Origin of the sequence: Natrinema salifodinae (assembly GCF_900110455.1) — an archaeon.
GTDB classification, from domain to species: Archaea; Halobacteriota; Halobacteria; order Halobacteriales; family Natrialbaceae; genus Natrinema; species Natrinema salifodinae.
On sequence record NZ_FOIS01000003.1, the window covers coordinates 525,430 to 541,081 of the forward strand.

Annotated in this window: 18 protein-coding genes; 7 read left to right on the forward strand and 11 right to left on the reverse strand. The window is 68.2% G+C overall.

Going from position 1 to position 15,652, the window contains the following annotated elements; genetic code table 11:
- Positions 1 to 20: 20 nt before the first annotated feature.
- Genes BMY29_RS12620 through BMY29_RS12630 form a run of 3 tightly spaced genes read right to left on the reverse strand, consistent with a single transcriptional unit; the run spans position 21 to position 2,940 of the window.
- Entirely contained in the window at positions 21 to 1,010 is a 990-nt protein-coding gene (locus BMY29_RS12620) for an ABC transporter substrate-binding protein (protein ID WP_049991826.1), read from the reverse strand.
- On the reverse strand, positions 1,007 to 2,017 hold the full coding sequence (locus BMY29_RS12625) for an ABC transporter substrate-binding protein (protein ID WP_049991827.1): 1,011 nt from the start codon (positions 2,015 to 2,017) through the stop codon (positions 1,007 to 1,009). Before BMY29_RS12625 ends, BMY29_RS12620 begins: the two co-directional genes overlap by 4 nt.
- Before the next feature lie 29 nt (positions 2,018 to 2,046).
- Positions 2,047 to 2,940, reverse strand: coding sequence for an ABC transporter substrate-binding protein (locus BMY29_RS12630; RefSeq protein WP_049991828.1), 894 nt, complete (start codon positions 2,938 to 2,940; stop codon positions 2,047 to 2,049).
- An 84-nt stretch (positions 2,941 to 3,024) separates the two neighbouring features.
- On the opposite strand from BMY29_RS12630, the gene BMY29_RS12635 reads away from it, so the two are divergent.
- Positions 3,025 to 3,393 carry a cupin domain-containing protein gene (locus BMY29_RS12635; RefSeq protein WP_049991829.1) on the forward strand — a complete coding sequence of 123 codons (369 nt, stop codon included), beginning with the start codon at positions 3,025 to 3,027 and terminating at the stop codon, positions 3,391 to 3,393.
- 68 nt (positions 3,394 to 3,461) lie between these two features.
- Here BMY29_RS12635 and BMY29_RS12640 read toward each other — a convergent pair whose 3' ends face one another.
- Positions 3,462 to 5,141, reverse strand: coding sequence for an aldehyde ferredoxin oxidoreductase family protein (locus BMY29_RS12640; protein WP_049991830.1), 1,680 nt, complete (start codon positions 5,139 to 5,141; stop codon positions 3,462 to 3,464).
- Positions 5,142 to 5,275: 134 nt separating this feature from the next.
- On the opposite strand from BMY29_RS12640, the gene BMY29_RS12645 reads away from it, so the two are divergent.
- A complete protein-coding gene (locus BMY29_RS12645) occupies positions 5,276 to 5,704 on the forward strand; it encodes a VOC family protein (RefSeq protein ID WP_049991831.1) in 429 nt (142 codons plus the stop codon).
- A 55-nt stretch (positions 5,705 to 5,759) separates the two neighbouring features.
- Here the strand turns inward: BMY29_RS12645 and BMY29_RS12650 are convergent, their stop codons facing one another.
- The 7 genes from BMY29_RS12650 to BMY29_RS12680 all read right to left on the reverse strand — a co-directional run bounded on the left by BMY29_RS12650 (position 5,760) and on the right by BMY29_RS12680 (position 10,684).
- Positions 5,760 to 6,560 (reverse strand): beta-ketoacyl-ACP reductase, encoded by an 801-nt coding sequence (locus BMY29_RS12650; protein ID WP_049991832.1) that lies wholly within the window; start codon positions 6,558 to 6,560, stop codon positions 5,760 to 5,762.
- Positions 6,557 to 7,174: an HTH domain-containing protein gene (locus BMY29_RS12655; RefSeq protein ID WP_049991833.1), complete on the reverse strand. Its 618-nt coding sequence runs from the start codon at positions 7,172 to 7,174 to the stop codon at positions 6,557 to 6,559. The genes BMY29_RS12650 and BMY29_RS12655 overlap by 4 nt, the downstream gene beginning before the upstream one ends.
- Positions 7,161 to 7,379, reverse strand: a complete 219-nt coding sequence (locus tag BMY29_RS12660; protein WP_049991834.1) for a helix-turn-helix domain-containing protein — start codon at positions 7,377 to 7,379, stop codon at positions 7,161 to 7,163. The genes BMY29_RS12655 and BMY29_RS12660 overlap by 14 nt, the downstream gene beginning before the upstream one ends.
- Before the next feature lie 408 nt (positions 7,380 to 7,787).
- A complete protein-coding gene (gene lwrS / locus BMY29_RS12665; RefSeq protein ID WP_049991835.1) occupies positions 7,788 to 8,186 on the reverse strand; it encodes an LWR-salt protein in 399 nt (132 codons plus the stop codon).
- A gap of 32 nt (positions 8,187 to 8,218) precedes the next feature.
- Positions 8,219 to 8,500 carry a 4a-hydroxytetrahydrobiopterin dehydratase gene (locus BMY29_RS12670; RefSeq protein WP_049991836.1) on the reverse strand — a complete coding sequence of 94 codons (282 nt, stop codon included), beginning with the start codon at positions 8,498 to 8,500 and terminating at the stop codon, positions 8,219 to 8,221.
- Between the two features lie 111 nt (positions 8,501 to 8,611).
- On the reverse strand, positions 8,612 to 9,277 hold the full coding sequence (locus tag BMY29_RS12675; protein WP_049991837.1) for a helix-turn-helix domain-containing protein: 666 nt from the start codon (positions 9,275 to 9,277) through the stop codon (positions 8,612 to 8,614).
- A 75-nt stretch (positions 9,278 to 9,352) separates the two neighbouring features.
- Positions 9,353 to 10,684 carry a molybdopterin molybdotransferase MoeA gene (locus BMY29_RS12680; protein WP_049991838.1) on the reverse strand — a complete coding sequence of 444 codons (1,332 nt, stop codon included), beginning with the start codon at positions 10,682 to 10,684 and terminating at the stop codon, positions 9,353 to 9,355.
- 172 nt (positions 10,685 to 10,856) lie between these two features.
- On the opposite strand from BMY29_RS12680, the gene BMY29_RS12685 reads away from it, so the two are divergent.
- The 5 genes from BMY29_RS12685 (at position 10,857) to speB (ending at position 15,608) form a co-directional block, all read left to right on the forward strand.
- Positions 10,857 to 11,219 carry an Hsp20/alpha crystallin family protein gene (locus BMY29_RS12685; protein ID WP_049991849.1) on the forward strand — a complete coding sequence of 121 codons (363 nt, stop codon included), beginning with the start codon at positions 10,857 to 10,859 and terminating at the stop codon, positions 11,217 to 11,219.
- Positions 11,220 to 11,295: 76 nt separating this feature from the next.
- Complete coding sequence (locus BMY29_RS12690) at positions 11,296 to 12,939, forward strand: ABC1 kinase family protein (RefSeq protein ID WP_049991839.1); 1,644 nt, start codon at positions 11,296 to 11,298, stop codon at positions 12,937 to 12,939.
- A 61-nt stretch (positions 12,940 to 13,000) separates the two neighbouring features.
- On the forward strand, positions 13,001 to 14,095 hold the full coding sequence (locus BMY29_RS12695; protein ID WP_049991840.1) for an enolase-like domain-containing protein: 1,095 nt from the start codon (positions 13,001 to 13,003) through the stop codon (positions 14,093 to 14,095).
- 290 nt (positions 14,096 to 14,385) lie between these two features.
- Positions 14,386 to 14,760, forward strand: a complete 375-nt coding sequence (locus BMY29_RS12700; protein WP_049991841.1) for a translation initiation factor IF-5A — start codon at positions 14,386 to 14,388, stop codon at positions 14,758 to 14,760.
- Entirely contained in the window at positions 14,760 to 15,608 is an 849-nt protein-coding gene (speB, locus tag BMY29_RS12705) for an agmatinase (protein WP_049991842.1), read from the forward strand. The genes BMY29_RS12700 and speB overlap by 1 nt, the downstream gene beginning before the upstream one ends.
- The last annotated feature ends 44 nt before the right edge of the window (positions 15,609 to 15,652 follow it).

A 15,652-nucleotide genomic window follows, 5' to 3' on the forward strand; every position in this document is an offset into this window, starting at 1 on the left:
CGCACCGATCGCTGCCGCGATCACTCCGCCGTCGGATGCACCCGGTCGGCGTACTCCGCGACGAGCGGGTCGTCTGTGGGGCGGAACTCGTCGGTCCACACCGCGTCCGGATCGATCTCGCCGTCGAGCAGCGCCGTCTCGGAGAGGGTCTCCCCGAGTCGCCGCCACCGGTCCGGATCCTGCGCGCCCCAGCCGTGCTCCCGGACGAACGGCGTGAACTGTAACTGGTGGGCGGCGGTTTCGAACTTCAACTGTTCGATCCCGCGGTTACGTTCGAGCGTGGCGTTGCGATCGACGAGCGCGTCGACCGCCCGGTCCGGATCGCGGGTCGCGGCGGCCCACCCGCGGGCGGTCGCCCGGAGGAACGATCGGAGCGTCTCCGGGCGCTCGCGCGCGAACTCGGGGCCGGTGACGAGCGTCATCCCGTAGATGTCCAGATACTCGCCGATCGGGAGTTCGTCGGGCGTCCGGTCGCGCTCCCGGCCGATCTCGATCCCGTTGGTGACGACGCCGACCGCCGCGTCGACGGTGCCGTCGATCACCTTGTGCTGGACGCGGTGGTGCGTGTGCGGGTCGACGTCCAGCAGTTCGACCTCGTCGCGGATCCCGACGTTCTCGAGCAGTTGCGCGGTGAGAATCCGCGTCTTCGTCGCGGAGGGCGCCACGGTCCGGCCCGCGAGCTGTTCGGGGTCGGTGAGCCGTTCGCCGAAGACGTCCCGCAGCGTGTAGACCGCCGCCGGCGTCTTCTGAGTCACTGCGGCGACCGCGAGCGGGTCGAACCCCTCGCTCTGTTTCGCGAGTACGGCGCTTGCGCCGGCCAGGCCGACGTCGGCGTCGCCGCGGGCCGCGCGTTCGGCCGCGTACGGCGAGCCGTGGCCCTCGACGAACTCGACTTCGATGCCCTCCTCCCGGTAGAAGCCCGCCTCGCGGGCGAGGAAGTACGGCGACTGGAAGCCGTTGGGCTCCCAGTTGAGTTGGAAAGTGACGGTTTCGGTCTCCGGCTCCGTCATGCCTCCACCTCCAGGTCGGGACGGAAGAGACCGTCCGGGAGTTCCGCGACGCCGAGCGCGTCCGCGCCGGCGACGGCTTTCAGCCGATCGAACAGCCGTTCCATTCCCTCGACGGTGGCCTCGTCCCAGTCGGGGACGACCATCGCGCGCCACCGATCGCGCACAGCGCGGACGACCGCGGGGTCGTCCTCGTACATGAGCTGCTCGCCGATCTCCTCCCAGAGTTCGTCGTCGCGCTGCAGCCGCTCGACGGCGTCTCGGTACGCGCCCCGGAACCCGCGGACTGCGTCGGGGTGGTCCGCCAGGTACGCCTCGCTCGTCAGGAACGTCGAGACGGGGACCGGCCGCTCGTCGTCGGCGTCGGCCAGGCGGTCGACCAGGCGCGACATCGGGAGCGCTTCGCGGTAGGGGCCGGTCTCGACGATCTCCGGAATGATCTGCCAGAACTGGAGAACAGCGTCGACCTCGCCGTCCCGGAGCATGCGGGTGAGTTCGACCTTCGAGCCGGATTCGACCGGCGTAGCCGTCTCGTCGGGATCGAAGCCGTGGGCATCCCGGCAGGCCGCCCGGACGAGGATCCAGTTCTTGTCGCGGCGCCGGACGACGCCGATCCGGTGGCCCGAGAGGTCGTCGAGCCCCTCGATCGGCGAGTCTTCGGGGACGACCAGGCCGCCGACGGTCTGGCCGTAGGGGTGAAAGGCGACGATGGGCGCGCCCGCGGCGCGCTCGCGGGCCGTCGAGATGTAGTCGATGTCGATCAGGTCGGCGTCGCCCTCCTGCAGTTTCGCCTCGACGGTTTCGCGGCCCTCGTCTAGCTCGTCGGAGACCAACTGCAGGTCGAGGTGGAAGTCGTGATCGTGATCGTAGCCGAACCGCTTGATCGTGTAGAGCATGTACCGCGGGCTGCCGTTGTGCTCGAACCGGGCGCGCATCACCGGTCGGTCGCCTGGCTCGCCCTGGAACTCATCGATCGCGGCCTGTTGGGAGCTGATGTCGATATTTGTCATGGGTGGTGAGTGAATCGTCTCGCGGGCTGTCACAGCGGCGCGACGATGTCGTCGATCGCCGCGTCCTCGTCGATCAGGCCGCGGGCCTGCATCCAGGCCAGGTGCTCGTCGAGTTCGTCGCGGTCGACGGGGTCGGGCACCTCGTAGCGCGGCACGGTGATCTCCTCGCGGACGGCCTCGACGTCGACGTCGTCGAACAGCTCTGGCGCGACCGCCGCGTCGGCCTCGAGCATCTCGAGGTACGTGTCGCGGAAGGCGTCGGGGTCGGCGTTGATGTCGTCGACCGCGCGGCCGTAGGCCCGCAGGAACGCCTCGAGCAGGTCGCGGTCGACGTCGTCGTTCCCGACGATCCCCATGTGGTTGTCGTACTCGAGGAGCCGCCGGAAGCCGAGGTGGTCGGCGAGGGTGCTGTGGGGGTCGATGAGCGTCACGGCGTCGACGCGACCCTCGTGGAGGGCCCGCAACCGATCGGTCGGCATTCCGCAGCCGACCAGGTCGACCCGATCGGCGGGGACGTGCTCCTCGATGGCCTTCCGGGCGGTGTACTCCTGGCCGGTCCGTAAGTTGACGCCGACCGGGACGTCCGCGAGATCGGCCGGCGTCTCGATGTCGGAGTCAGGTCGTGTGAATACCGTGTACGGGAGGTTCGCGAAGGTCCCGTTCGCGACGATGCGGCCGTCACCCATATCCCACGTCCGACGGATGCTCTCCCACTTGCAGATGGGGTAGAGGTCCACGTCGTAGTCCTCGGTCAGCGTCTCCTCGGCGGGGATGTACTTGACCTCGACGTCGCGGCGGTCGCGCTCGACCAAGTCGACCGTAAGCCCCTCCTCGCGGAAGTAGCCTCGTTCGGCCGCCACCTTCTGGGGCAGCATGAACGAGAACGGGAGGTGGAACAACCGTATCGGTTGCTGTGCTAACATACACCACCACCCACCACGAAAGGGGGTAAAAGGTTTTCCAGGATACATTTATAAGCGAAGGTGTGGCAGCTGTTGGCTGTCACCATGGAGAAGCTATCGACGACCCGCGCGGCGTTCGAGGAAGTCGCCGACGGCGTGCATCTGGCGAACCTGGCCACCGGCGAGCGGGCTGGAATGGTCTACTGGCGGATCGAATCCGGCGCGACCCTGCCGTCGCACACTCACGCGAACGAACAGATCGGATACGTTATCGACGGTGAACTTACCGCGATCGTCGAGGGCGAGGAACACGAACTCGCGCCTGGCGACGCGTACATGTTTCGCAGCGGCGAGCGCCACGGCGCGGAGAACAGGAGCGACGCGGACGCGCTCGGCATCGGCGTGCTCGCGCCGCCGCGAGAGGAGCCCGATTGGCGTCAAACGCCCGCTCGCTCGCGGGCCGGCGACGACTAAGGCTCACCGTCGCCGCGCCGACGCGCGACGAACCCGAACGGCGGGGTTCCGTCCCAGCGTCAGCGCGGTCACGCCTCGATTTCGAGCTCGTCGAGCGTGGCCGCCGGCACGGTGCCGTCCCGGTTCCACCCCCGACGACGGTAGTACTCGTCCAGCGCGTCCGCGAGCCCCTCGATCTCGTAGGGCAGATCGTCGTCGTCCGCGCGGTCGAACCCGCGCCTGGCGTTGAAGTCGCGCTCGAGGGTGACGATCCGCTCGCCCAGCCGTTGGAGCGCCTCGTCCGTCGTCTCGAGTAGCTCGGGGAGCCGGTCGTCTGCGGCCGTCGTCCGCGAGAACTTACAGAGGATCGCGCTGTCGAGGGCCGCCTTCGTATTCTCGGTCCGGACCAGGCGATCGATCTTGCCGTCGACGCCGTCCGGCGGCAGGGCCTTTTCCTGGTCGACCATCGGGTACTCGTAGACGTAGAGGCTCCCGTAGAGGTGGTCGGCGCCGCGGTTGGACGTCGCGTAGGCGAGCGCCTGGCCGTTGAGCCGCCGGCCGTCGTGGGCCGGGAACGCGACGTCCTTCATCGACCAGTCGGGGACGCCGAGGTCGTCGTGACAGCGGGCGACGCCCTCCGCGAGCAGGTCGCCGACGCCCTCGCGGTGGGCGATCTTCTCGATCAGATCGCGGACCAGGGCCGCGTCGCCGAAGGCGTCCTCGCTGGCGAGGTAGGCGGCGACGGCCGCGCCGCAGGAGATCGTGTCGAGTCCGAGCGCGTCGCAGCGGTCGTTCGCGCTCATCACGTCGACGATGTCGTCGACGCCGACGTTCGAGCCGAAGGCCATCACGGTCTCGAACTCCGGTCCCTCGGTCTCGAGACCGGACGCCTCGTCCCGCGTCGGCAGTTTACAGGCGAACGCGCAGCTCGAGCAGGTCCCTTTCTTGTACTTCTTCTCGGCTACGCGCTCGCCGGCGATGCCGTCGACCCCTTCGAACGACCGCTCGCCGTAGTACCTTGTCGGCAAGGCCTCGATCTCGTCGGCGAACGCGGTCAGCGCCGCGGTCCCCTGCTCTTTCATCACGTGATCGGCCTCAGCGGCCGCCGCGCGGATCTCGTCGCCGATATCCGGACCGTCGACCTCCGGGGCGGCGTCGCCCGCGAAGGTGAGCAGCTTGACGTTCTTTGCGCCCAGCACCGCGCCCAGGCCGCCGCGACCGAAGACCCGACTCCCCGAGGTGACGATCGCGGCGAACCGCACCTCGTTCTCGCCTGCGGGGCCGATGCAAGCGACGTGGGACGCGTCCAGCCCGTGTTCGTCCTCGACGTGCGCCGTCACGTCGGGGACGGTCGCTCCGGCGAGTTCCGGGACCGCCTCGAATTCGACGCCGTCGTCGGTGACGTGGACGGCGAGGAGGCGGTCGCTCGCGCCCGTAACCTCGATCGCGCCGTAGCCGGTGTTCAGGAACGGCCGCGAGAGGAAGCCGCCAGCGTTCGACGAGACGAGGCCGTCCGATAGCGGCGAGACGCCCGTGCAGTTCAGACGGCCGGTGTAGCTCGTCCGCGACGCCTGAAGCGGGCCGGCGCTAAACACGACGGCGTTGTCCGACCCCAGCGGGTCGACGTCGAACGGCACTCGGTCGTAGACGAGTTTCGTTCCGACGCCCCGACCGCCGAGGTACCGCGAGCGAACCCCCTCGATGGGTTCCGTCTCGGCCGTCCGCGCGCCGACGTCGATCGAGAGCAGCGGGCCTGGTCCGGTCAGCATGCGGTCGGGGGACGACGGCCACCGACATAAATGTGGGACACCATCGCACGGATTTCGGCCCGTCGACGGATCGGCGGTCGTCCCACATCGCCGCGACGGGTACTCTCTTAGGAGCGTTCGTGATACTGAACCGCATGGACGCCGTCGATCACATCAACGTCGACGTCGACGCACTGGCCCCCTGTTACGAGTTCTACCGCGAGACCCTCGACCTCGAGTTGGTCAGGCCGCCCGAGGACTTTCAGGGGGACCACGCCATGTTCCGGGCCGGCGAGACGGTCGTCACGCTCGCCGAGACCGGCCGCGCGGAGAACTGGGACGAGCGGGGGCTCGACCATCCCCTCGATAAGGCCCACCTGGCCTTCGAGACCGACCGCGAGACCTACGCAGCCCTAATGGACGAGTTAGACGGCCAGTTCCCGAAGCAGGGGCCGTACGACTGGGGCGAGTTCGAGGGGTTCTACTTCCTCGATCCGGACGGCAATCTCCTCGAAGTCGTCACGTACGACTCCCCGGACGGCGAGCGCGCGCGTCCGTTGCTCACCCACGACGACGTGGAGTGACGAGTGGAATCGATTCCGACCGAAAAACGGAGACGGGCCGTCGGCTATCGGCCGCTCAGAGATCGAGGCCGCCGTTGACGTCGATGACCTCGCCGGTGATGTAGCCGGCCTCCTCGGTGGCGAGGTAGCGGACGAGTCCGGCGATGTCGGTCACGCTGGCGAACCGGTCGAGCGGAATGTCGTCTCGGAGGTCCTCGCGGACGTCGTCGGGAATGGTCTCGACCATCTCGGTGCGGGTGAAGCCTGGCGCGATACAGTTGGCGGTCGAGCCCGACGACGCCAACTCCAGTGCGAGCGAGCGGGTAAAGCCAAAGAGACCGCTCTTCGCCGCCGCGTAGTTCGCCTGGCCGACGTTGCCCTGTTTCCCGATGATACTCGAGATGGCGATGAGCCGGCCGTGGTCGGCGCGCTCTATGTCGTCGTAGAACGCCCGCGTGCAGTTGAACGTCCCGTTGAGCGAGACGTCGATCGCGCGGTGCCAGTCCTCGGCGGTCATCTCCGCGAAGAGCCGGTCCTGCGTGATCCCGGCGTTGTTGACGAGTACGTCGATCGGTCCGAGCGCGTCGTGGACCGCATCCCGCATCTCGGCGACCGCCTCGCGATCGGTGACGTCGGCCCGGATCGGATAACCCATTCCCTCGCCGTCGGCCTCGGTGATCGACTCGGCGACCTCGTGGGCGGCCGCCTCCGAGGACCGGTAGTTGACGATGACCGTCGCGCCGTACCGACCCAGTTCGCGGGCGATGCTGCGACCGATGCCCCGCGAGGCGCCGGTCACCACACACGTCCGGTCGGCGAGCGGCTGTCGAGACGGGAGTTCCAACTCGTCCGCGTATCCGGCGGACTCCGCCGTCATCGCTGCCCCTCCAGCGGCATTGGCTGGTCGGCCAGGGAATTGCGCGCGGACGCCCCGATCGACTGCGTCTCGACCGCAGTGAGCCACCGGTCGACGGTGTGGGTTCGCTCCTCGTCCGTGCGTTCCGTACACGGAACGACCCCCCTGAGCGACTCCGCGTCGAGCGGCTTCGCGCCGACGGCAGTATCGGTTTCCGCCTCGGTCTCGGCCGCGGTCTCGGTCTCGGAGATCGCGAGCGCCACCAGCGGAACCCGCACCTGCTCGCGAGCGTCCGCCTCGACGCCGAGCGGCGACGCCGGGATCGTCCGGCGACGGAACGCCGGTTCGAGCGAGTACCCGCGCCGCTCGGCCCACCGTTCGAACGTCTCGACGAGGTCGTCCCGCGTCGGACGGTCCGCGTCCGCGATGGCGTGTTGCGACGGCCACCGACTGACTCGCACGTCGTCGACGGCGTTTCGCTCGTCGAGCGTCCGCAGGCGGTCGACGAGTGCGTCGACCTGATCGGTAACGGCACTGGGAACGGCCGATCGAACGTAGCAGTCGACGCAGACGTCGTCGCCGAATTCGGGCTCGACGAACGGGAACGCCGCGGGTGTGTGATTATTGGCAGACATAGCCATCCTCCGTGCGCCGGACAAGTCCCTTCTCGGCGAGCGAATTGAGAATCGCAAAGAGCGTAAGCTTGGACAGCCCCAGCATCCGCTGGAGTTCGGTTGCCCCCGCCTGATCGGTGACGCGGAGAGACAGGTACACGAGTTTCGCCTGTGCCGACGTGAGTTCGTCCGGAACCGCAAGTTGGTGTTCGCTCGTAGACATCATCAAAGCGGGCCACAAGCGTGCATATAAAATTGGATAGAGATGTGCGCACATGTAACATATATGTTCTCAAATGATCTTTATTGCCCTATAATATAACCGAGTGAACTACGGGCGGACGATGCGTCGCCGAGAGGATGATGTCCACGAGTGGCCGTCGCGTGACGGCCAACCGTGCGCGGTTCCGGAACGGCGTCGGTACCTCCGGATCGACCGCACCGGAACGGTTGGATTCGAAGGGGAAAGTTGTAGGGCCAATACACTTTGGTATATGTGCCGTGAGTCCGCGCACCGATGTCGGACACGGTCGCAGACTCGGCGTTGCACCGGACCGTGGCGCGCTCACACGCTGACCCGAAAGACGAGGCTATCCTCGGCCGAATACCGCTGCTACGGACGTGACCGGTGTGTCTATCCGCCGTCGCTATCGGTCACTCGGATGCTCGAACCCAAATACTTCGAGAGCACCTCCGAGACGTTCTCGGCATTGAACGCCGCGAGATCGTCCGCGATCTCGGCCTTCAGGGCGTCGAAGTACGCCTGGTCGACCTGCAGCTCGCGGAAGTCGACCGCCTCGACGGCGTCTTCGGGAACGCCGAGCCACTCCGCGGCGAGCCGACGGGCGTGGTCCCGATCGGAGACGTCGCCGCGCCAGAGCGTGTTTCGGAAGAACAGCCAGCCCTCGGTGCCGGGCTCCGGCGCGTCGCGAAAGAGCGTGACCGTCGTCTCTGCGCTGCTCGCCTCGAGGGAGACGGCCTCGTGGTCGGGTTCGAGCCGGAGCCGGACGCGGAAGACGTAGCGTGCGTTCATGTCGGAGCCGTCGTCGGACGTGACGAGACGGGTTACTCCCCGCGCTCGGATTCGATCAGTTCCGCCATCTCGATATCGTCTTCGGTGATGCCGCCCGCCTCGTGGGAGGTCAGACGGATCTCGACTTCCTCGTATCGGATGACGATCTCAGGGTGGTGGAACTGCGATTCGGCGATCTCGCCGACCATCTGGGCGAAGTTGACGCCCCGGAGATAGTCGTCGAACTCGTAGGTGCGGACGATCTCGTCGCCGTCGCGCGACCAGTCGTCGGGACATTGCGCCTCGATCTCCTCGTCGGACAGGAGGTCAGCCATGTGGAGTCGAACGCAAGCCAATCAAATAACGATTGTGCCGCGTACCCACCCGACGGCGGCCGGACGGCCCCGGTCGACGGGCAATTCGACTGTCGCTCGATCCGGCACCCGTTACCGTCGCTCGAGCCGCGAGCGCTCGCCCGCGGGCTGAAGTTCGGCGTCGACCAGCGTCTCGTAGGCCCGCCGGAACCGCTCGGAGAGCGCCTGGTGGGAGATGCCGAGTTCGTCGGCCAGTTCCTCCATCGAGATGTCCCGGGGAATCTCGAAGTAGCCGTACTCGAGGGCGGCCTCGAGGGCCTCCTCCTGCTCGGGCGTCAACCGCGTCTCGCGGTCCCCCGCTTCGCTCACGTCGGTCACGCGCCGGAGGTCGGCGTTGATACCGCGGTCGACCAGGCGGTCGTAGGCGTCACAGAGGGTATCGCGATCGCGGTACCGGACCGTCACCTGCCACCAGCCGTCGCTTGCCCGCGCCTCGAGCAGCGAGCCGCCGTCGACGAGCAGGTCGTCCCAGAGCCTGGTCGTGTCCGTCTCCTCGACGAAGGTGACGTCGTACAGTAGTCGGGAATCCGTTTCGACGAGGAGTTCGGCGGCCGCAACCGTGGGGTCGGCCGCGAAGGCGCGCTCGACCGTCTCGCGGTCGACGCCGGCCACCCACAGGGAGGGACGCGTCTTCGACACCGAGGACTCGAGTTCGAACGTGGCCTCGGGCGCGCGTTCGAAGGCGATCGCCAACGCCGCGTCCGCCGCCGGAAGCCGGAGGTCGGCTATCGTCGACATCGGGCGTTCTACACCGCCGCGGCGTAAAAACGGCTGTTACGACGTGGCTGACTGTCGGGTTCGGTGATATCCGCACTACGGGTTGCTCTCCCAGTTCTCGACGCGCACCGTCTCGCCGGCCGGGATCCCCTCGCGGTCGTCGTCGACGACGACCCAGCCGTCGGCCAGGGCGACGCTCGAGAGGACGCCCGAGCCGCTGGCCCGCGTCGGCGTCGCCGTATAGCCGGGCTCGTCGGGGTCGCGGGCCGACTCCTCGAGGTCGCGGTCCTCGAGTTGAACCCGGGCGAACGTCCGCGTCCCGGGCTCGCTCGGGATCTTGCGCTCGAGTTTCGCCCGCGCGGTCGGATGGGAGTCGGGCGTCGTCCCCTCGAGCCAGCGCAGTGTGGGCCGGAGGAACTGGACCGCATTGACGATACAGGCGACGGGATACCCGGGCAGCGCGAGCACGGGCGTGTCCTCGACGATCCCCAGACAGACCGGATGGCCCGGTTTGAGCCCGACGCCGTGGACGAGCACCTCGCCCAAGTCGTCGATCACTTCCGGCAGGAGGTCGCGCTCGCCGACGGAGGAGCCGCCGGTCGTTACGACTACGTCCTTCGTGAGATCGCGCTGGATGGCCACCCGCAGCGACTCGGGGTCGTCGGTGACCACGTCGCGGTAGGTCGCGCGAGCGCCCCACCGCTCGGCTAGGCGCGACACCGTGAGCCCGTTGGTCTCGATCACCTCGCCTGGTCCGGGCTCGCCCTCGACGAGTTCCTCGCCGGTCGGGATCACGCCGACGGAGGGGCGCTGAGCGACTGCGACCCGGCCGTAGCCCGCCGAACGGAGGAGTCCGAGGTCGGACGGGCGGAGCCGGTGACCGGCGTCGTAGAGGTGCTGGCCCTCCGCGACGTCCTCGCCGACGGGGGCGACGTTTTCGCCCTCCGCGACGGCGTCCTCAACCTCGAGTTCGCCGGCGGACTCGAGTTCGGTGACGTGTTCGATCATCACGACGGCGTCGGCGCCCTCGGGGAGGGCGCTGCCGGTGTGGACCCGCGCGGCCGCGTCGGGGTATATTTCGTCGGCGGTGGCGTGCCCGTTGTCGCTCCCATCGGCGGGATCGGGCTCGGCGACCCGCAGCACTTCCGGCGAGCGCTCGCTGGCCCCGAACGTGTCCGCGGCCCGGACGGCGTAGCCGTCCATCGCCGCCCGCCGGTAGTGGGGAACGTCGCGGGCGGCCGTCACGGGTGCGGCGAGGACGCGCCCGTCTGCGCGGTCGACGTCGACGGTCTCGGTCCCGCAGGGCACGTTCGCGTCGGCATCGTCCCCCCGCTCCTCGATCGCCTCCCTGAGAATTCGGCGCGCCTCGTCGACCGGCGTTCGGACCTTGAAGCCGGCCTCCGTGCGCTCGCGGTCGGCACCTTCCATACCGGAACTCGGGTCGTCGGACGCCAAAAGCGTGGGGGAACCGCCGACCGGCCGACCGGCCGACGCCGGCGACGGCGCAGGCGGCCGCCGGTCCAAGCCCGTCGCCGCCGGGAGCCGCCGAGAATCGGCCGCGACCGCGGGCTTTTTCGTATCGGCGTTCGAACCTGTAGCCATGTCAGCGCTCCGCGACGCGTTGCGGGACCTCTCCGAGGACGTCTTCTTCGATCTGCTCGAGAGCGAGGAAGCCTACCTGCTCGTGCTCGACGTGCCCGGGGTCACCGCCGAGTCGCTCGATATCGCGATCGACGACGGTCGCATCTCCATCGACGCCCACCGGGAGAAAGAGCCGGTCGACGACTTCCGGTACCTCGAGGAGAACCGGTCGCTGTTTCTCGACGTCGACCTCCCGCTTCCCGACGATGCCTCCGACGCCGGCGTCGAGGCGACGGTCGATCGGGGCGTCCTCGAACTGACTCTCCCGAAACGCGGTTCCGGCGGCGAGACGACGATCGACATCGTCGACGAGGACACCTAACGCGGGGTGACCGAGGCTGGCCTCACTCCGCGCGTACAAGCGGTTCGTCGTCGTCGCGTGGCAGTTCCTCCCGCTGTTGCTCGCCTACGCCCGCGACCGTCGGCGCTTCCTCCTGTTCGGCCCCCGACGCCAGGTCGGCACCGAGGTCCACCGCCAGCGGGCCGAGCGATTGCTCGAGTCGCTGCTGACGCTTGGACCGACGTTCATCAAACTCGGCCAGTTGCTCTCGACCAGGCCCGACGTGCTCCCGCCGGCGTACATCGACGTGCTCTCGGCGCTGCAAGACGAGGTCCCGCCGGCACCCTGGCCCGAAGCCAAGGACGTGCTCGAGGACGAGCTCGGCCCCGTCGACGAGCGCTTCGCGGCGTTCGACAGCGACCCGATCAGCGGTGCCAGCCTGGGCCAGGTCTACCGGGCGCGCGTCGACCCCGGTGCAGTCGAGACGAACCCCGTCACCGACGTCGACGGGCGCGAGGTCGCGGTGAAGGTCCGCCGGCCGAACATCGAGGCTCTGGTCCGGGCCGACCTGCGGGTCATCAAGTGGTCGCTGCCGATCCTGCTGTACTTCGTCGACGACTCGCGGGCGTTCTCGCTGGAGAACCTGGCCGACGAGTTCGCGAAGACGATCCGCGAGGAGATGGACTACGAGCGCGAGGCCGAGATGTTGGCCGAGATCCGGTCGAACTTCGCGGACGACGATCGGTTTCTCATCCCCGAAGTGATCGAGAGCCACTCGGGGCCGCGGGTGCTCACGATGGATTACATCGAGGGGACGAAGATCAACGACCTCGAGGAACTCGAGCGCAAGGGACTCGACCGGACGGAAGTTGCGGAGAACCTAGAGCGGGCGTACCTGCAGATGATCATGGACGACGGGGTCTTCCACGCCGACCCGCACCCGGGCAACCTCGCGGTGACCGACGAGGGGCGGATCGTCTTCTACGACTTCGGCATGTCGGGCCGGGTCGATCCGTTCGTCCAGGAGAAGATCATCGACTTCTACGTCGCCGTCGCTAACCAGGACATCGACGCGATCCTCGACGCCCTGATCGAGATCGGGACGCTCTCCCCCGACGCCGACCGCGGCGTGATGGCCGAGGTGATGGAACTGGCCATCCAGGACGCCCGCGGCGAGGACGTCGAACAGTACCGGGTCAATCAGATCGTCGGCCAGATCGAGGATTCGATCTACGTCTTCCCGTTCCGGCTGCCGAAGAACCTCGCGCTCGTCCTCCGGGTCGCGACCGTCGTCGAAGGGGTCTGCGTCACGCTCGATCCGGACTTCGACTTCATCTCGGTCGCGACCGCCTACCTGACCGAGCAGGGCTACCGCGAGGAGTCCATCCGCCGCTACCTCGAGGAGACCGGCCGCCAGCTCCGCGAGACGAGCGAGTCGCTGACCAGGCTCGCACCGAAAGCCGAGCGGACGCTCGACCGGCTCGAGCGCGACGACCTCTACGTCCGCATTGGCCTCGAGGACGACGAGAACGTCTTCGACAAGCTCGCCAAGCGCCTGGTCTACGGCATGTTGCTCACGATGTCGCTGTTCTCGATGGGCGTGCTGTACGCACTCGAAGCGCCCCGGGCGTCGATCGTCGCCGCGGTCTTCTCGGTGGTCGTGACGGTCCAGCTCTACCGCTCGTTCCGCAAACCGGAGTCGATCCACGCGCGCCCGCAGTTCACCCGGCACAACCTGCGGCAGCGACGCGGCGAGGAGTGACCGCGTTCGGCCCGCCACACGGGCACCGAGCCTCTTTCCGCACCGGCCTCGAACGGACGGTATGGACTACGATCGGATCGCCGATCTGTCGCTGACGATCGACCGGATCGGGACCGAGCGGCTGGAACGCGAGACTTCGAGCGATTTCACCCGCGTGACGACCGAGTTCGCGCTTTCGGGGCCGGCACCGAACGGCGACGGGGACAGAGACGACGACGGCACGGTCACGGGCCGCGGCGAGGACGTCACCTACGAGACCGCGGATCACGACCGCCTGGCGGAGACCGGCCTCCCGGACCTGACCGGCGACTACACCGTCGACTCGTTCTCCGAGCGCCTGGCCGACGTCGACCTCTTTCCGGGCGGCGCGCCCGACCGCGAGGTCTTCCGCAACTACCGGCGGTGGGGGCTCGAGAGCGCGGCGCTGGACCTGGCTCTCCGCCAGGCGGAGACGGACCTGGCGAGCGCGCTGGATCGATCGCCCGATCCCGTCCGGTTCGTCGCGAGCACCCGCCTCGGCGAGCCGCCGACGACCGACCGGCTCGAGCGGTTGCGCGAGCGGGTCCCCGACCTCGAGTTCAAACTCGATCCGATCTCGGCGTGGGACGCGGGCCTGGTCGCGGCCATCGACGAGACGGTCGGGACGGACGCGGTCCGCATCCTGGATCTCAAGGGTCGGTACGAGGGAACCGAGGTCGACGCGCCGGCGGACTCCGACCTGTACGAACTCGTGCTCGACGCGTTCCCGAACGTCGTCGTCGAGGATCCCGCGTTGACCGACGCGACGCGGCCGCTGTTCGAGGACCCCGATATTCGCTCGCGGGTCTCCTGGGACGCGCCGATCCACGGTCTAGCGGACATCGAGGACCTCCCCTGGGAGCCCGACTGGCTCAACGTCAAGCCCTCCCGGTTCGGCTCGCTCGAATCTCTCTTCGAGACGATCGATTACTGCGAGCGACGCGGAATTCGAATGTACGGCGGCGGGCAGTTCGAACTCGGCGTCGGCCGCGGGCAACTTCAGGCGCTCGCGTCGCTGTGCTATCCCGACTCGCCGAACGACGTCGCGCCGGGTGCGTACAACGATCCCGAGGTCGGAGACGGCCTCCCGGCGAGTCCGCTCGACCCGCCCGCGACGTCGGGTGGGTTCCGGTGGTGACCCGCGTCGGGACACGCCGCAGGTCGAATCGGCGGCCTGGCGCCGTCGGAAGGTTAAGGGTCGCGAACGCGCTTGTCGAACGGGATCTCGTCACTGCCGTAGAGCCAACCGAAACGCGCCTGTTCGGGCCGCTGGCAGGCGGATTCGGGACCTGCGCCGTCGACTCCCGCTGAACCACGGTCGGTCCCCACTCGTTGCAGCGAGGTGGCCAGTGAGACGTGTTGGCGGACAGAACTCGCTGTAGCGGCCATTCCAAACGGTTTATGCACGTCGGTTGATTACGCCGGAATATGGCGAAACAGCAGACCGAAGTTCGCGACCTCCAGGAAGGGAGCTACGTAATGATCGAGGACACGCCGTGTAAGATCAACTCCTACTCGACGGCCAAGCCGGGCAAACACGGCAGCGCCAAGGCCCGTATCGAGGCCGAGGGCGTTTTCGACGGGAAGAAGCGCTCGCTGTCCCAGCCCGTCGACGCGAAGATCTGGGTCCCGATCATCGAGCGCAAACAGGGCCAGATCGTCTCCGTCGACGGGGCGGACATGCAGGTGATGGACCTCGAGACCTACGAGACCATCACGATGCGCGTCCCCGAGGACGCGGACGTCTCCCCCGACGAGAACATCGAGTACCTCGAGATGGAAGACCAGCGAAAGATCGTCTAATGTTTCCCGGGGCGGCTGACGAACGCGAGGGGACCGACGCGGTGGCACAGGCCGACCGTGGAGGCGCGAACTTCGTGGTCGTCGGTGCGCCCCTGGACGCCACGACGACCTTTCAACCGGGGACCCGATTCGGGCCCCGACGGATCCGTTCTTTTGCCGAGCCGTTCGACGATTACGACCACCGGACGGACCAGCACTTCTCGGACCTCGGCGTCATCGACCGCGGCGACGTCCGCGCGTGGGACGACGTCGAAGACTATCTCGAGTACCTGACGAGCACGCTCCGCGAGGCCGTCTGGAACGACGCCGTCCCCCTGACGCTCGGGGGCGAGCACACCGTCTCGCTGGCGGGCGTCCGCGCCGTCGAACCCGAGGTGTTCGTCTGCTGCGACGCCCACCTCGACCTCTACGACGCCTACGACGGCAACCCGCTGTCCCACGCCGCCGTGACCAGGCGAATCCTCGAGGACGTCGACTCGGTCGAGGAGGCGATCGTCCTCGGCGCCCGCACCGGCAGCGAAGCGGAGTGGGAGCGCGCGGCCGCGGACGACGTGACCGTCGTCCCGCCTGAAGACGTGGCGGCGTGGGACCCCGACGACCGCCTCGCCGACCGCGAGGTCTACCTGAGCGTCGACATCGACGCCGCGGACCCAGGCTACGCGCCGGGAACCGGCACGACGGAGCCGTTCGGCCTCGAACCGCGCGAGTTGCGCGACGTCGTACGCGCGGTCGCACCGCGGGCCGGCGGGTTCGACGTAGTCGAGGTCAACGACCGCGACGACGGCCAGGCGGCCGCGCTCGCGGGGAAACTCGTCCGGGAGTTCGTCTTTTCGCATGCCGACGAATGAGTCATCGCTCCCGTCGGCCTCGTCGGGATCCTGCGTTACTCCGG

Coding starts and splice junctions, on each gene's coding strand:
- BMY29_RS12620 (WP_049991826.1), bottom strand. CDS start 1,010: ATGACGGAGCCGGAGACCGAAACCGTCACTTTCCAACTCAACTGGGAG.
- BMY29_RS12625 (WP_049991827.1), bottom strand. CDS start 2,017: ATGACAAATATCGACATCAGCTCCCAACAGGCCGCGATCGATGAGTTC.
- BMY29_RS12630 (WP_049991828.1), bottom strand. CDS start 2,940: ATGTTAGCACAGCAACCGATACGGTTGTTCCACCTCCCGTTCTCGTTC.
- BMY29_RS12635 (WP_049991829.1), top strand. CDS start 3,025: ATGGAGAAGCTATCGACGACCCGCGCGGCGTTCGAGGAAGTCGCCGAC.
- BMY29_RS12640 (WP_049991830.1), bottom strand. CDS start 5,141: ATGCTGACCGGACCAGGCCCGCTGCTCTCGATCGACGTCGGCGCGCGG.
- BMY29_RS12645 (WP_049991831.1), top strand. CDS start 5,276: ATGGACGCCGTCGATCACATCAACGTCGACGTCGACGCACTGGCCCCC.
- BMY29_RS12650 (WP_049991832.1), bottom strand. CDS start 6,560: ATGACGGCGGAGTCCGCCGGATACGCGGACGAGTTGGAACTCCCGTCT.
- BMY29_RS12655 (WP_049991833.1), bottom strand. CDS start 7,174: ATGTCTGCCAATAATCACACACCCGCGGCGTTCCCGTTCGTCGAGCCC.
- BMY29_RS12660 (WP_049991834.1), bottom strand. CDS start 7,379: ATGATGTCTACGAGCGAACACCAACTTGCGGTTCCGGACGAACTCACG.
- lwrS (WP_049991835.1), bottom strand. CDS start 8,186: ATGAACGCACGCTACGTCTTCCGCGTCCGGCTCCGGCTCGAACCCGAC.
- BMY29_RS12670 (WP_049991836.1), bottom strand. CDS start 8,500: ATGGCTGACCTCCTGTCCGACGAGGAGATCGAGGCGCAATGTCCCGAC.
- BMY29_RS12675 (WP_049991837.1), bottom strand. CDS start 9,277: ATGTCGACGATAGCCGACCTCCGGCTTCCGGCGGCGGACGCGGCGTTG.
- BMY29_RS12680 (WP_049991838.1), bottom strand. CDS start 10,684: ATGGAAGGTGCCGACCGCGAGCGCACGGAGGCCGGCTTCAAGGTCCGA.
- BMY29_RS12685 (WP_049991849.1), top strand. CDS start 10,857: ATGTCAGCGCTCCGCGACGCGTTGCGGGACCTCTCCGAGGACGTCTTC.
- BMY29_RS12695 (WP_049991840.1), top strand. CDS start 13,001: ATGGACTACGATCGGATCGCCGATCTGTCGCTGACGATCGACCGGATC.
- BMY29_RS12700 (WP_049991841.1), top strand. CDS start 14,386: ATGGCGAAACAGCAGACCGAAGTTCGCGACCTCCAGGAAGGGAGCTAC.
- speB (WP_049991842.1), top strand. CDS start 14,760: ATGTTTCCCGGGGCGGCTGACGAACGCGAGGGGACCGACGCGGTGGCA.